Genomic DNA, 15,687 nt, shown 5'->3' on the forward strand with positions numbered 1-15,687 from the left:
TGTAGTGACTGTCCCTTAAATACCGAAGGTATTTGTCAAAAAGTGTACAAGGTTAAAATAACAACAGATCTTCGGAAATATTCAGCTCCTGCTCGTGGTTCGCAGGCATGGAAAACTATTGCTAAACGTCGCAGTTCTGTCGAAAGAGTAAATGGCTATCTTAAGGAGTTTTTCCAGCTTAATAATGTTCGTTACCGTACAGGAAAACGTGCAAAAGCTCACTTTGATTTAGTGACGCTTATTTATAATGCATCAAAACTAGCAGCAGATCGTTTAGGCTCATTCCTAAAGCAATATCAAATAGCATAAAAAAATTTTAAGACAAACATTGAAATTCTGGTCGTGTTTGATTTTTTAAAAAGAGCAATTATGAAATTGATTCACATTAAGAACTTTCTTTTCATAATTTTACTACCCTTTCCTATTTAATTTAATTCTAACAGCATTAAAACAATAAAGAGCGGTTTAATTTTGCTTGAATCAATAGCATCATTGCTTTTTTATCTCATCCGATCAAAAATCTCACCTGCATGGTAAAGTCTAATGTATAAACTTTTCTAAAAACCATGCCAATATGCTTATAAGTATCTTTTAATTTTACTCAGTGTCACAAACTTTGAGCCGTTATCTGTCATAATGGTTTTGGAATTCTCGGGCTCATGTTTCTTAATGACCTTAAGCATGACTTCACGAATGTATTCTGTTGATTTATTCCACAGCTTTTTTGCGACTTAATTTCGCGCTTGTCTTTTTTCCGATGACTAAATCTAGTTCACAGTGGTCTAATGCTTCTCGTATTAAACCAATAGGATCACGTTCTTCAATACCGCCACCGCACTTACGTTTATTTGTCCCATGTAGATCGGTTGATTTTTTTCGAAGAGGACGCAAACTGGCTTTTCAAGGAAAATCAATATTTCACACATTGCGTTCATCGCATTCAATAAAATTATATAACGTTTTCATACTTGATGCTCACTTATCAGGATTATCTTTTCAGAACTTAGATGTAGCAGAGGCGGTACTATGAATGCGTGACTCACCTTTCGGTGGTTTGAATACTGCTAGCAATACTTTGAAAAAAACTCATCCTATTTCTAAATGCCTTTAGTATGAGAGTGCTCTCTGTCGATATCTGTACGTGGATAAATGTGCGTTTTTCAGTGATGGGATGATGCTGATTCATTTAGAGCGCTTAACTTATTGGTTTGGTCACTTATAGGTATGACACATCTACATGGCTTTTTTAACATCTCGTAGGATTTATGGATGTCATTTTACAGCAGACCTTTAATATTAAGACTGTCATGACATTTATTTTTTGTTTATTTTTGTTTGTTTAGGGTATACTAAATGAGTACTTTAAAAAGATTGGATGGGATATTATGGATAAGAATAACTTACAAACTGCTTTAGAAACAACAGCACGCGAGTGGCTCATTGAAAGAGGTGTCGAAATTACCGACATCGCCGAACTCGTTTATTATTTACAATCACCCTACAATGAAGAATTAACAATGGAGCAATGTTACGAAAACGTGGATGCGGTGCTAACTAAACGCGAAGTGCAAAACGCCATTCTTACTGGTATTCAACTCGATAAGTTAGCAGAAGAAAAAAAACTTGCCGAACCGCTTCAAGAAACAATTATTACTGATGAAGGTCTTTATGGTGTAGATGAAATCATCGCACTATCAATCGTTAATGTATATGGTTCAATTGGTTTAACTAACTTCGGTTACATCGACAAACAAAAGCCAGGTATTTTAAAAGAGTTAAATGATAAATCGGGCGAAAAATGTCATACCTTCTTAGATGACATCGTGGGTGCTATTGCAGCAGCGGCTTCAAGTCGACTTGCTCATAGTAAGACAGATAGAGAACTTGATTAAAAAAAGCGCTCCCTAATCGGAGCGCTTTTTCTCTCTAAGTTAATCTTATTTTTCAACACGTTGTACAATAAAGTAGGCACATCCAAAATTGCAATACTCTAATAAATAATCGTTAATCGTGCTTGCTTTCGTATCAAACGTTGCCTTATTATTTTGATCATCATAAAAACCTTTCAATCTTAATTGATCATAACCCCAATCACCAACAATAAAATCATATTTACCTAATATATCACTGTAGCGTTGCTTAAAAGCTTCTTCATTAAAGCCATCTCTATAGTCTTCAACTACATTGTAAGTTTGCCCATCAACTTCAAACATATTTATACCCTCACTTCTATCATACGTCTTTTCATTATTTTATCATATAGCGACTTAAACAGCTATCCCATTTCAGTATTTGTCTTTATGCCTACAAGCTGAAAAAGCGATGGCCACTTAGGGTCATCGCTTTAAATACTCGTTCTATATAACCTAGCGTTGTTGACGTGCAACTTTCACAGCATATCCAACACTAAGAAGTAATCCTCCCCAAATTATAACAATTCCTAACACCATCATAATAATCGCTGACAAACTCATATTAGACATCCTCCTTTGGCCATTTTTTCAATGTAAATAAAACACCGATAATAATCACACCTAACGCAACTGCCCAACCATACGTTAGTAAAAACGCCGTCGGATAACCTTCGTAATTTTCTGTAAAATCAGTTCTGAAATTTTGAATCATCATAAACCCTAATACAAGAGGTGTTATGACAGAAAGCGAGAATGACCACCAAGCACCAATTTTTATATCCGATACCTTATTTGCATGATCTTTCAGTGGTGTTAATTGACGTAAGAACCAAACAACCACAACCACCTCAATTAAACCGACGAGTGCCACACCATAGTTATTAATAAAATAATCGACTGTATCAAGTAAGAAGAGACCTCCTTGATTAGCATAAGCAAAAGATACTAAAGCAGAGAGTCCTACACCAACAGATACAGCTGTGTGGCGTTTAATACTAAACTTCTCTTGAAGCGCAGCAATGTACGTCTCAGAAATTGACACCATAGAAGATAGGCCCGCAAGCACGAGTGAACCAAAGAACAACACACCGAAGAATGAAGAAGCCGGCATTTGGCTAATAATTCGAGGAAAGACCATAAATGCTAAACCAATCCCACCTTGAACAACTTCAGATACTGGTTGCCCTTGCTGAGCAGCCATGAATCCTAAAGCAGAGAAAACCCCAATGCCCGCAAGTAGTTCAAAACTAGAGTTGGCAAACCCAGTAATAAAGGCATTGTTAGTTATATCAGAATCTTTTGGAAGATAAGATGAAAATGTGATCATTATCGCAAAAGCAATGGATAAACTATAGAATATTTGTCCATAAGCTGCAATCCAAACAGAACCATCAAAAATAGTGTCCCAATTAGGTTCAAAGAAAGTATTTAAGCCCTCAAGAGCACCTGGCAGGGTAACAGCACGAATAACAATGAGTAAAAAACTAACCATTAAAAGGGGAATAAATATTTTATTCGCCACTTCAATCCCCTTTTTAACCCCACGATATAAAATTGCAAAAACAACTGCCCAAATGAGTAATAGTGGTATGAGTACGTTTGGTACAACCGAGCCGAACTTTCCAGGTTCAGAGATCGATAAAAAATCATTTAGGAAGAAGTTTTGCGGGTCAGCGCCCCACGCCTCTGTAAATGAGAAATAAGTAAACATTAATGCCCAAGCAACGATAATCGGATAATACGTATTAATAACAAATGAAATCCCTACTTGCCACCAACCAATCCACTCTGCCTTCTTATTGAATTTTCTAAATGCTCGCGGAGCAGAGCTGCGATATTTATGACCGATGGTATACTCCATGATCAATAACGGAATACCGGCTGTTAATAAAGCGAATAAATACGGAATAAAAAAAGCGCCGCCTCCATTTGAATATGCTGTTGCTGGGAATCGCCAAATATTCCCCAAACCAATTGCCGACCCCATAGCCGCCAAAAGGAAACCTAGTCGAGTCCCCCATTGTGAACGTTTTTCCATTTTAATTACTTCCCTTCTCTTTTTTGAATAAAACGAATTTTCAGATTATTATAAACTAAAAGAAAAAACAATGCAACCTTCTATTAAAAGATTCGATTTTATTCTTATAATATTTATTTTTTTCTGACAGTTTAAAATTATAGCGATTGACGTCATCATTGTCAAAGGGTTTTTTCGACAAATACCAAATGAATGCGCTTTTATTTTATATTTAAGTGAAAAAGAACCAAAAATGCATTAAAATTAATTACTGCACCTTTGGTTCCGAACGCTATTATTTATTATGTTTTATCCAATACATAATGACAACAACAAATGAAACAACAATTAAACTAACACTTAAAGATAATAACACAGTTTGGGTCGTAGCAAAAACAACATAACCAACAATTGAGCTCAATCCACCAATTAAAGCGTAAGGTAATTGTGTAAGAACATGATCAATGTGATTTGCTCCCGCTCCTGTCGATGATAAAATTGTTGTATCAGATATCGGTGAACAGTGATCACCAAATACTGAACCAGCCAAAACTGCCGACATCGCGGGTAAAACAAGAGTAGCATCTACTGTCATAGCTATTTGAGCAGCTATTGGAAGCATAATACCAAATGTGCCCCAGCTCGTACCAGTCGATAGTGCCATAAAACCAGCAATCAGGAAAATAATAAGTGGCAAGTAGTTAATATTAAATGAGGCACTTTCTACTAAACCAGCTAAGAATTGCCCTGTTTCAAGAGCACCAATAATATCCCCAATCATCCATGCTAAGACAAGGATATAAATTGCTGGTAACATTGATTTTAGCCCTTGCGAAATGACGCGCATGAAATCAGCTTTAGGCGATGACTGATTAGCAAAGAGAATAAAGCCTACAATCACACTAATTAATCCTCCTAAAAACAGCGACAGATTAACATCCGTTGCGGCAAAGATATCTAAAATCGTTGCACCACTTCCCGCTTCTACGCGTCCTGTATAAATCATTAAACCTACTGTGGCTATAATTAGCGTCACAATCGGTACAATTAAATGATACATTTTCCCCTCGTCATGCGGGTCAACATCTTCTTTCAATTCACCTGCAATGCTCCCGCGTGCCGGGTCAAACAATTGATGTTCTTTCATAGCTCGTTTTTCATGAACACGCATAGCGCCAACATTTAAGTTAAAAGCAGCAACTAAAAAGACCAACAAAATGGAACTAAATGCATACATGTTTAACGGGATCATCCTAATAAATCCTTCAAAGGCGCCATAATCAATATAGGCTGTTGAAGCAAAAATACTACCCATTGTCCCTATAATATACGCTCCCCAACTAGAGATAGGAGAAATAACCGTTATTGGTGCAGATGTAGAATCAATAATATAAGCTAATTTTGCTCGTGATATATGATAGCGATCTGTGACAGGGCGCGCCACTTGACCGACGGCAAGGGCATTAAAATAGTCATCAATAAATATAATGACACCTAATGTTGCAGCCAATAACTGAGCACCTCGGCGAGATTTTACGTGGGTTGTCGCGTATCGTCCAAAAGCCCGGCTCCCTCCCGTTGCTGTAAGAATAGCTGTTAAAACGCCTAACAAGAGTAAGAAAGATAGCAGATAAATGCTTCCAAAACTTAAACCATCTTCTGATGTGTAAAATATATTTAAAAAGACCGTCCACACTTCCACTACTGAATCTACTACATTAAAATCTTGTAACATAAAAGCACCTACAATAATACCCGTCCCTAAAGATAAATAAATTTTCCTCGTACTCATCACAAGTACCAACATTAATACTGCAGGTATTAATGAATAAATTGTTCCTACCATAATAGCCTCCTGAATTTATTTATACGCTTATCTACTGTTTATTAACCCAAAAAAAACAGCAACAAAAATAGATCATAACCTATTTCTGCTACTGACATTAAAGTTAGCGCTTATGTTATCATCCGGTCGATCAACAGCCCATCACGCAAAAGACATGACAGTATAAAACTTCTTAAGTCTTACACCAGTATATAGCCGTTGTCAGTTGCTACATACTTCGGCACCCTAACCCTTTCCACTTCCATCATCGTTGACTCCTCAGAAAGCTTACTGATTTTAAGATGCGCCTCTATCTCATCGATCTGATAAGGTATATTATTTTTCCCTTCATAGTTTAACAAGAATATTGAACTAATGCAAGTACATGCCAATTATAAGTCTTCTTCAAACATCCTTGGATAATAATACATGTTTGGTACATCTCCAATAAACCCACCACTACCAATAGGAATAACTTGTGTCAACCGGGCTGTCTTTGAGGCAAACGGTACAAGCGTTCTTATTTCCACTGTTAAATGAACAACTGGCTCAATATGCATGCTATTTATTTGAAGCGGGGTCAATCTGGTTTCTAATTCTGCGTGAACAAACCCCGTCACTTCCAACTCAATTGGAATTTTAGGCCCTAAGTTTTGAAATAACGGTAAATCTAACGCTTGACCTAAAGGAATAGTAAAGAATGTCTCATCCAACCGCTCACCATTTTCCTCTATTTCATATTGCGTAAAACTCCCATCAAAAGACGGATCTGTTCGATCAACTACAATACCTTTCTCTAATAGTTTTAAATATTGATTAACTCGATGGTACATACTATTTTTCAGTTGATTTTCTAATTGAAGATTGATTTGATAACTAACAACTCTTCCCTCATCATCATAATAAAATTCGAGTAAATCACCCTCAGGCAAATCTTGATAAATGGTATGGTGCACCGCTAATCCCATCGCTTCATTTACATACTGCGTTACTTTTGTTTCAGCAATATCTATAATCACTGGACGCAATTTATGATTTATATATAGCAGTGTTAAACCTGTAAATAGCATAACAGCTAAACAAGTAATAAGAAAGGTGTAGACTAATCGCTTAAAAGGTACCAACATAAAATCCCCCCCTACCATATATTTATGATAGAGAGGAAAAGTCATTACAAATTATATCCTGTAATCGTCACACTATTTACAGTTGCTAGATCTAGGTCGTACGGTGTCACAACGTGATTGTTTTCACTAAAAACACGCACAACAGGACGATTATATAGCTTTGAATTTTGTCTGACAACAATTGCTCTTCTGTGATCACTTAGTTCAATTGTAACCCCATTTGGATAGACGGCAATCGTATCTCTAAATAATTTCACCATTTCAGGTTCAAATAAAGTGCCGCTTCCTGCAAAGAGTATATCAAGCCCTTCTTGCGGTAACAGTGCCTCTCTATATACACGATGACTCGTTACCGCATCAAATACATCCGCTACACCTAACACTTTACCAAAAAGGTGGATATCGCCTCCCGCCAACCCCCGTGGGTAGCCTGAGCCATCCATTCTTTCATGATGTTGATAGGCGCAATGTGCAACAAGTAACGGTAAGTCTGAAGAAGAACGTAAAAACTCAAAACCAAGCTCTGGATGCGTTTTTATTAAATCGAATTCAAAATCATTTAACTTGCCTGCTTTTTTTAATATTTCTTCCGGTAAAAAAACTTTACCCACATCGTGAAGCATCGCTCCAAGACCAAGTTGACGAATTTGCTTTTGGGTTAATTTCATTTCATTCGCTAGAGCAACAGCATACATTGTCACATTAACCGAGTGCGAAAAAAGGTAGTCATCACTAATGAAAATATCTGACATGATTGATAATACTTCTTGGTCACGTTGAATTTGAGTGATAATTGTGTCAACGAGAGAAGCCATATTCTCACTAACTTTTGCGAATAGAAAACCTTTATCTTTAAAACCTTTGTCCTTAAAAGAATTAAAGACGGATTTAACAGTTTGCATAGATTCTATTTTTACTTCATCAGATACAGGTGAGTGAATAATAATATCATCAGATATCGCATCCTTAATGTATACAAACGTTACACCTAAATGAAGCAAGCGATTAATCATCGCTCGCGTTAACTTAATATCTTTTTGAATGAGGACTTGCCCGCGATCATTATAAATCGGTTTGGCTAGTTCGTTACCTTCCTCTAAACTTTTTGCTGCAATTAATCTCATGTTAGTTCCCAACTTTTTCTACTATAGTCTTTCTCTAAGAAAATCCTAACAGAATTTTTGTTTTTTTTCTACCCGTTTCATCAACATTATACACTAAATGTTTGGGTTTCGAGTGAAAACTTTAATAAATCGCGCATGAATTCCGGCATAAAATATGTTTTTTTACGCGCATGGGCAATATTTGGTGCCAAATGGCCGAAAGTAAACATATCTGCTGTAGCTAACGTGTAGGTTTCATTTGGATCAAGTAGCTTTTGATTGATATAAATACTTCTAATGAGTGGTTCATGACGATCCGCTTCTTTTAATTCAATCTCTACGCCATCATAGACTAAGACACCCATCACCTTTCCACGAAAACCATAACCAACAACCGGGTAGTGAGTATAGCGTTCCGTTAGCCCCTCCCGAATAACTTCTTGTAGTTCTCTTCCAGTAATTTCAACAACCGCTGGATTGATTGGGTGAGGACAAATACGATGTAAGTCTAGTAACGTGACGTCTCCTTTTGGTAATGACTCGAGAACAATTCCTGCATTTAACATCGCAATATCTGCCCCAGTCCATGATTTTAGTGTTTCTGTCAGTGACTTAATCAGCGTGGTTTCTTTAAACCAATCGATATCTAAAGGGGCTGTTAGTGTACACACCACATCATTCATCGCTTGATTGGCTTGTTCATACAACGCATGCAGTAATGTGCTTGTCTCTTTATCTTCAGGTAATGTTTTTACAGATAAAGCATACGCATTCTTTTCAAGAACGACGCGCTTTTCATAGTCAAATGTAAGCGTCGCTTCCCCGACATAATGACCAAACTTACCGACAGCGGTTAAGATGCTATTATTTATTTGTTTGCCTTCTTTAAATAAATGATGTGTATGGCCTCCAATAATAAGATCGACTTTATCAAAAAATTTTGCGATTAATTCATCTTGGTCAACACCTAAATGAGACAGGAGGATAATGCTGTCGACCTGAGGCGTTAGTTCTGTCAGTGTGAGTTTTAGTTGTTTTAACGGATCAAGCGCATCCCAGCCCATTGGATGATAGAAGTGATTAAACGGGGCTGTTAAACCGACGATCCCCACCTTAAAATTCGGACTTACCTCTTTAATCACGTATCGCTTTAACCAATCTGGTTTGTCACCGTTTTGACTCACAACGTTTGCACAAACAACTGAAAAGTTAGCTTCGTCATATAAGTGATAAAATTCATCACGATCAAGTGTAATCCCCTCATTGTTACCGAAGGTTACCACATCATATTGTGCCTCATTCAATAATCTAACATTACTGAGTCCTTTAGAGGCCTCTGAAATAGGCTGAACCCGGTCTAAATGGTCACCGTTATCTAGTATTAGATACGGTTCATGTTTACTTTTATGTTGTTGTATCTTCTCTTTTAAGAAGTGGACAATTTTAGGCCAGTTTTCAAAGTGACTATGCAAGTCACTCGTATAATATATATGTAATGTTTCTTTCATATTTTAACCACCCCTCACATTCGCTACTTCTTTATTTTTTTATATCGTTTTTAGCTTCATTTATTTTTTTATATCCTTATTCATAGTATACAAAAAACCCTATCTCGTCCAATAGTTAAGATAGGGTTTGACTATTTAAATGTTAAACATCCGGGTAATGGCTACTTTGGCATCGCGTCTGATTGTATCGTCTACTTTGATCACATTCATTGGGTCATTTTTTATCAGTTGTTCGAGCGTCCATGCTAAATGTGGTAAATCAATGCGATTCATCGTTACACAAGCACACATGTGCGGATTCAGTGAACGAATATATTTATCTGGATGATGCGTCTTTAAACGATTCACTAAATTCATCTCGGTACCAACCGCAAATTTACTGCCTGGCGGACTCTGTTCAATCGTCTCGATAATATATTTTGTTGAGCCAACGAAATCAGCTGCTTGAACAACGTCGTAATTGCATTCCGGGTGCACGATGACCTTCACGTCGGGCTCCTCTCTTCGTAAGGAAAAAATTTGTTCAACAGTAAAGTGTTGGTGTACAGAACAGTGACCTTTCCATAAAATTAATTGAATCTGTTCGTCTGCACTGGTTTGATTCAACACTTCTTTAATCGGATCCCATACCGCCATCTGTTCTAACGGTATCCCTAAGTCAACGGCGGTGTTTCTGCCTAAATGTTGATCAGGCAGAAATAGAATTCTTTTGCCTTGCCCTAGCGCCCACGTCATCACCTTTTTCGCATTAGAAGATGTGACCGTCGCTCCTCCGTACTTTCCAACAAAGGCCTTGATCGCAGCCGATGAATTCACATATGTAATCGGTAATAGTTCCTCGCCAAAACGCTCGGTTAAAACATCCCGACATACTTGCGTTTGACGTTCTGTCGCCATATCCGCCATTGAACATCCGGCGCGCATATCAGGTAAGATGACGCGTTGATGGGGACGAGCCAATAAATCAGCAGTCTCTGCCATAAAGTGTACACCACAAAAGACGATATATTTGGCTGTTTTTTCTTTTGAATAGAGGGCTAATTGTAAGGAATCACCGGTCGCATCAGCAAACTGAATCACTTCATCGCGTTGATAATGGTGCCCTGGGATAAATAAATCTTCACCTAGTTCTTTTTTCGTTTCGATTATCTGTCGTTTAAGTTCAGCTTCTGTTGCCTGTAAAAACCGTTCAGGTATGGTTGTTTGTTTGAATAAATCTAACACTTAGCTTTCCCCCTTGATGAGTAAACTGATATCTAATGCGTCAGTGGAGTGGGTTAACGCCCCCATTGAAATAAAATCAACCCCACAGTCTCGGTATGTAGCGATATTATCTAATGTAATATTACCCGACGCTTCTGTCACAATCGTCGACGGGACATCCTTAATCCAAGTTGAAATGACGTCTGGCGAGAGATTATCAAACATTATTACATCAACACCTACCTCAATCGCTTCTCGTAACTGTTCCAGTGTTTCAATTTCGACTTCAATTTTAGTTAAGTGGGAGATCACCTGACGACTACGTTTGACCGCTTCTGTGATTGAATCAAAACAAGCTAAATGATTCTCTTTCAACATGACCGCATCATACAGGGCATAACGGTGATTATAGCCACCACCGCACGTGACCGCATACTTTTCTAACATTCTTAATCCTGGTGTTGTTTTTCGCGTATCGACAAGCTTGACAGGCGCATGACCTAATTTTGATATGGCCTTCGCTGTCATCGTCGCAATCCCACTCAGATGTTGAATCAAATTTAAAATCACCCGTTCGGTTTTTAATAAGAGTTGATAAGAAGCAACGACGCCACAAATCACCTCTCCCTTTTGACATCGATCACCATCAGCTTTGTACCAAGTGATTTGAACAGGCTCATGAAATAATTGATAACTTGTTTCTATCACCTCGCGCCCGCAAAAAATGCCTGAATCTTTGGCTAAGAACGTCCCGTAACCTTGCTTATTTTCGGGGATAATGCGACTTGAAACGTCATCATGACCGATATCTTCATTAAAAAACTGTTTTAACTGATCTTCTAGCAATAATGGATTCACTGTCTCACCGCCTGTTTATCTTTGTTTGTAAGTTTATGAGCACCGATGGATTCTTTTCGATTTAACGCTGCCTGTAAGACAAGTTGACTGACGAGCAACATATTTTCTGACGTGTAACGGTCCAATGTTTTAGCTGGGTGATAGATCGGGCCATGAGCGGTTATAGTTAAAGCTTGAAGTTCTTTTTCAAACAGCTTTAAAGTTGTTTGACTTCTTACGACGCCCAAATAAGTTTCGTTGGCTTTTTTTAATGCCTCGATTGACATATCTAGCGGTTGAACCTTTGTTGGTAAGTTCTCAAGTACATATCCTGGCAACATCGGTGGTTTATTTCTTAATACATCCGCTAAGTCTTTTCCAAAGACAAGCGCTTCTAGTAGTGAATTACTTGCCAAACGATTGGCACCGTGTACACCGGTTGCGGCGACTTCACCAATCGCGTATAAATTTGGAACAGTTGTTTCATGTTGTTCATTAACCGCCAGTCCTCCCATCGTAAAATGGGCTCCTGGTTGAACTGGAATCAAGCCTTGCTTTATATCGATGCCATTTTTATGTAGCAAATCAGTGATTTGCGGAAAACGTCGCTCAAAGTCTTTAACCGGCCGAATATCTAAATACGTTGCTTCGTCTTGTTGATTTAGGACGTATAACACTTGACTTACCACATCACGCGGTGCTAAATCTTTTAACGGATGATGATCCATGATGTATTCACCTCGTCCGTTCACTAACCTAGCCCCTTCCCCGCGAACAGCTTCTGAGATTAAAAATCGCTGCTGGTCTCCGATCGCCAAGGTCGGATGAAACTGAATAAACTCTAAATCATTAACAGCTGCACCCGCTCGATAGCCCATCGCAACCCCATCACCTGTCATGAGTGGGTCGTTAGAATGATATTGAAAAATGCCAGCATAGCCTCCCGTCGCAAGGACAACTGCATCAGCAAAGTAGTCCTGTCGTTCCAAGTAATGATTCACTGTTCTAACCCCGATACAACGTCCCTCTCGCTTTAATATATCCACCGCTGTTGCTTGTTCAATGATTGTCACCTTATCTTGTAATAATTGATGATAGTGACAGATGAGCCGTTTGCCTGTTTGGTCACCACCCGCATGTAAAATGCGTCGATGTTGATGCGCCCCTTCTTTTCCTAACATAAATTGGCCATCGACTTGATCAAATAAAAAACCTGATTGGATTAAAGACTGCATCACATTCGGCGCCTTCTTTATGAGTTTTTCTACTCGTGCAACATCATTTAAAAAACTCCCGGCCATCAATGTGTCATGTATATGACTATCCAAATGATCGTGTTGATCCATTACACAAGCAATCCCACCTTGTGCTTTGACCGTATTACCTGTTTGTTTATCGCCTTTTGACAGCATAATCACATCATAGTCATTTAATAAATTGTACGCGAGCTGACAGGCACTTAGGCCCGTACCAATGATGATGAGTTGTTTACGTTTCATAGTCACCCTTCTTTACAGTTGTCTTTACACCTATATTTACATATAATAAAGGAAACCCAAACCTTTTTCAAGAAGAGAGTGAAACAATTGATTTATCTAGATCATGCTGCAACGACTAAACCATTACCGATCGTCCTAAAAACCTATCAAGACGTCGCAAAACAGTATTTCGCTAATCCTGCAAGTCCACATCATGTAGGCGAAGTGGCAGATGACTTAATCAGCCAAGCGAAGACAATCTTTACCGACTATTTTCATATACCACAAGATGGCATCATTTTCACTTCTGGGGGCACAGAAAGTAATCATCTGATTCTTGACCTCGTCCTCCACCAGTTCAATGGTGAACCGATTCATATAATAACAAGCACTGTCGAACATGCCTCCCTATATGACAAGTGTCAGTTATTAGAACAACAAGGGCGTCTGTCCGTTACTTACATCACCCCAGCTGAAAATGGACAGATCACAAAACAACAGTTAACAAAGGCGGTACAACCAGACACTAAGCTCGTCACCATTCAACTTATTAATAGCGAAACAGGGATTAGTCAAGATAGTGAGATGATTGGTGACTTTTGTAAAGACCATCAGCTATTATTTCACACCGATGCTGTCCAAGCTTTCGGGAAACAAAAACTTTCAAGCATCTTTAACTACGTCGATGCCTTATCGCTTTCAGCCCATAAAATTCATGGCCTAAAAGGCGTCGGTGCTTTACTCCTTAAACAGCCTAAAGAGTGGCGCGCACCTTTTCAATCAAAAACACAAGCTGGATTTAGACAAGGAACGATTGATGCTGGATTAATTGCGAGCTTTGCTGTCTGCGTAAATGACTACATCACGAACAAAAACAAAAGATTAAATACCTTATCACGATTAAGACATTATTTTATCAGCCAATTAAAACACGAACAATTACCGATTGAGGTAATCAATTCAGACGAGGAAGGTTCTCATATCATCGGATGTCTATCTACAGCAAGTTATGGCGACTATTTTCAGCAAGCTTTAAACCGCAAACAAATCTATGTCTCGACAAGAAGTGCTTGTCATTCAAATACAATAGGCGCAATCCGGTCTTTAATACCGCTCTATCCGACTGAGCAACATCAGCATTATTTCAGAATCAGTATCGGCTACTTTACAACTAAATCAGAAATAGATGCCACCATTTTCGCACTAAAAAATTCACTTGAAACACGAACGTTATAATATGGGTATTGTTAATTATTCGTTATTGATATAGAATAAGCAGTATATTCATCATTATTATCTATACAAAGGAGCCGAATGCATGAAATTAACGTATCAAGGAAAAACAAAAGACGTATATCAACGTGAAGATGGAAATTACGTATTAAAGTTTAAAGACGATGTCACAGGTGTGGACGGTGTTTTCGATCCTGGCGCCAATACGGTTGGCCTTTCAATTGAAGGCGCTGGTAAAGCCGGATTAAAATTAACGACCTACTTTTTTGAACAGTTAAACAAGCAAGGTATTCCGACACACTTTATCGATAGTCATATCGACGAACAAACGATGACCGTTAAGCCTGCGTCTGTTTTTGGTAAAGGTTTAGAAGTCATTTGCCGTTACCGTGCAGTCGGTAGCTTCTTACGTCGTTACGGCTTATATGCAGAAGAAAATCAACCGCTTGATGCGTTTGTCGAAGTAACCTTAAAAGATGATGGACGAGAAGACCCTCCCATCACAAAAGATGCTTTAGCCATGCTTGATATCCTAACAAAAGAAGAGTATGAGACGTTAAAATCGTTAACGCAACAAATTGCGGGTGTCATTAAAGCTGAGCTGGCGAAAAAAGACATCGAACTATATGATATTAAATTTGAATTTGGCCGCGATCAAACAACTGGAGATATTCTCTTAATTGATGAAATTTCAGGTGGTAATATGCGTGCCTTTAAAGACGGCGAGTATATTGAGCCACTTACATTAGAAAAACTCTTCTTCCAATGATAAGAGCTTTTTAGAACCACGTTTAAAGTGTTCTTTAATTAAAAACAAAAGTGTCAAATAATCCATTATCCTGATTTTTAGATGAGGATTTATTTGATACTTACATTTTTAGTCTCTATGATTGTCTTTCTCTTTAATCAAGAAGTGCCAGGCGCCATGTATCGAAAAACTTAAATTAAGCAGTCGCTCCTACCGGAAAAGAAGGTGCGACTGCTTTTTAGTCTGGAAAATTATTAGTAACATAAGTTTTAGCAAGCAAATCGTGAATCGCCCGCTTATCATCTCTAGTTGAAATAAGATAGACACTAACAACTTGAAGTAGACCCATACTAAAATATTGAACTCCCCCCACCTAACATTCTCACGAATGTTTGAGGAAGGGGATTCCATAAGGACACCCTAAAGGCAACCCATGCTCATTCAACTAAGCATAGGATTTTCTACTCTCCAACCGCCGCAAACCTATTTTCTCAACATCTGTTAAAGCATGTTGGGGAAATAGTGTGTTCCAGGAACACAACTTGCTTTGGTCGAATCGTTCCGTCTGGTAGAACACATGGGTTCTAACAAAAGACAGGGTACGCATCATATACGCCCATTGCGTCCAATGATGTAGACCTTGTTTCTGCTCTGGAACAAGCGAATACAACATCGGTGGGAGTTTTTCTTTAAAG

At 38.3% G+C, this 15,687-nt stretch carries 16 protein-coding genes and 1 riboswitch; of the genes, 4 read left to right on the forward strand and 12 right to left on the reverse strand.

Going from position 1 to position 15,687, the window contains the following annotated elements; genetic code table 11:
• The coding region (locus BM163_RS12860) for a transposase (RefSeq protein ID WP_143088235.1) at nt 1-309 on the forward strand (309 nt) is incomplete at its 5' end.
• A 399-nt stretch (nt 310-708) separates the two neighbouring features.
• Here the strand turns inward: BM163_RS12860 and BM163_RS12865 are convergent.
• Nucleotides 709-891, reverse strand: coding sequence for a hypothetical protein (locus tag BM163_RS12865; protein WP_089803585.1), 183 nt, complete (start codon nt 889-891; stop codon nt 709-711).
• A 494-nt stretch (nt 892-1,385) separates the two neighbouring features.
• Between BM163_RS12865 and BM163_RS12870 the strand changes: the two genes are divergently transcribed.
• Entirely contained in the window at nt 1,386-1,892 is a 507-nt protein-coding gene (locus BM163_RS12870) for a phosphatidylglycerophosphatase A family protein (RefSeq protein ID WP_089803586.1), read from the forward strand.
• 45 nt (nt 1,893-1,937) lie between these two features.
• Here the strand turns inward: BM163_RS12870 and BM163_RS12875 are convergent, their stop codons facing one another.
• The 10 genes from BM163_RS12875 to nadB all read right to left on the reverse strand — a co-directional run bounded on the left by BM163_RS12875 (nt 1,938) and on the right by nadB (nt 13,032).
• Nucleotides 1,938-2,213 (reverse strand): YutD family protein, encoded by a 276-nt coding sequence (locus tag BM163_RS12875; protein WP_089803587.1) that lies wholly within the window; start codon nt 2,211-2,213, stop codon nt 1,938-1,940.
• A gap of 153 nt (nt 2,214-2,366) precedes the next feature.
• Nucleotides 2,367-2,474 carry a methionine/alanine import family NSS transporter small subunit gene (locus tag BM163_RS12880; protein ID WP_143088236.1) on the reverse strand — a complete coding sequence of 36 codons (108 nt, stop codon included), beginning with the start codon at nt 2,472-2,474 and terminating at the stop codon, nt 2,367-2,369.
• Nucleotide 2,475: 1 nt separating this feature from the next.
• Complete coding sequence (locus tag BM163_RS12885) at nt 2,476-3,951, reverse strand: sodium-dependent transporter (protein WP_089803589.1); 1,476 nt, start codon at nt 3,949-3,951, stop codon at nt 2,476-2,478.
• A 274-nt stretch (nt 3,952-4,225) separates the two neighbouring features.
• On the reverse strand, nt 4,226-5,776 hold the full coding sequence (locus tag BM163_RS12890; RefSeq protein ID WP_089803590.1) for a Na+/H+ antiporter NhaC family protein: 1,551 nt from the start codon (nt 5,774-5,776) through the stop codon (nt 4,226-4,228).
• Between the two features lie 126 nt (nt 5,777-5,902).
• Nucleotides 5,903-6,076: riboswitch (Lysine riboswitch) on the reverse strand.
• 71 nt (nt 6,077-6,147) lie between these two features.
• The gene (gene yunB / locus BM163_RS12900) at nt 6,148-6,882 is read right to left on the reverse strand and encodes a sporulation protein YunB (protein ID WP_170243746.1); all 735 of its coding nucleotides are present in this window, start codon (nt 6,880-6,882) and stop codon (nt 6,148-6,150) included.
• A 44-nt stretch (nt 6,883-6,926) separates the two neighbouring features.
• A complete protein-coding gene (locus tag BM163_RS12905) occupies nt 6,927-8,006 on the reverse strand; it encodes an HD-GYP domain-containing protein (RefSeq protein ID WP_089803593.1) in 1,080 nt (359 codons plus the stop codon).
• Between the two features lie 86 nt (nt 8,007-8,092).
• Nucleotides 8,093-9,493, reverse strand: a complete 1,401-nt coding sequence (locus tag BM163_RS12910) for a bifunctional metallophosphatase/5'-nucleotidase (RefSeq protein ID WP_089803594.1) — start codon at nt 9,491-9,493, stop codon at nt 8,093-8,095.
• 135 nt (nt 9,494-9,628) lie between these two features.
• The gene (nadA, locus tag BM163_RS12915) at nt 9,629-10,717 is read right to left on the reverse strand and encodes a quinolinate synthase NadA (protein ID WP_089803595.1); all 1,089 of its coding nucleotides are present in this window, start codon (nt 10,715-10,717) and stop codon (nt 9,629-9,631) included.
• On the reverse strand, nt 10,718-11,554 hold the full coding sequence (gene nadC / locus BM163_RS12920) for a carboxylating nicotinate-nucleotide diphosphorylase (protein WP_089803596.1): 837 nt from the start codon (nt 11,552-11,554) through the stop codon (nt 10,718-10,720). It abuts the gene before it with no gap.
• Entirely contained in the window at nt 11,551-13,032 is a 1,482-nt protein-coding gene (gene nadB, locus BM163_RS12925; protein ID WP_089803597.1) for an L-aspartate oxidase, read from the reverse strand. Before nadB ends, nadC begins: the two co-directional genes overlap by 4 nt.
• 78 nt (nt 13,033-13,110) lie before the next feature.
• Between nadB and BM163_RS12930 the strand changes: the two genes are divergently transcribed.
• Both BM163_RS12930 and BM163_RS12935 read left to right on the forward strand, forming a co-directional pair.
• Nucleotides 13,111-14,247 carry a cysteine desulfurase family protein gene (locus tag BM163_RS12930; protein WP_170243745.1) on the forward strand — a complete coding sequence of 379 codons (1,137 nt, stop codon included), beginning with the start codon at nt 13,111-13,113 and terminating at the stop codon, nt 14,245-14,247.
• Nucleotides 14,248-14,329: 82 nt separating this feature from the next.
• The gene (locus BM163_RS12935) at nt 14,330-15,013 is read left to right on the forward strand and encodes a phosphoribosylaminoimidazolesuccinocarboxamide synthase (protein WP_089803599.1); all 684 of its coding nucleotides are present in this window, start codon (nt 14,330-14,332) and stop codon (nt 15,011-15,013) included.
• Between the two features lie 424 nt (nt 15,014-15,437).
• Here BM163_RS12935 and BM163_RS13910 read toward each other — a convergent pair.
• Nucleotides 15,438-15,687 (reverse strand): hypothetical protein (locus BM163_RS13910; RefSeq protein WP_220083671.1); only part of this gene is annotated, 250 nt, incomplete at its 5' end.

It is taken from the genome of Halolactibacillus alkaliphilus (assembly GCF_900115465.1).
Classification (GTDB): Bacteria; Bacillota; Bacilli; order Bacillales; family Amphibacillaceae; genus Halolactibacillus; species Halolactibacillus alkaliphilus.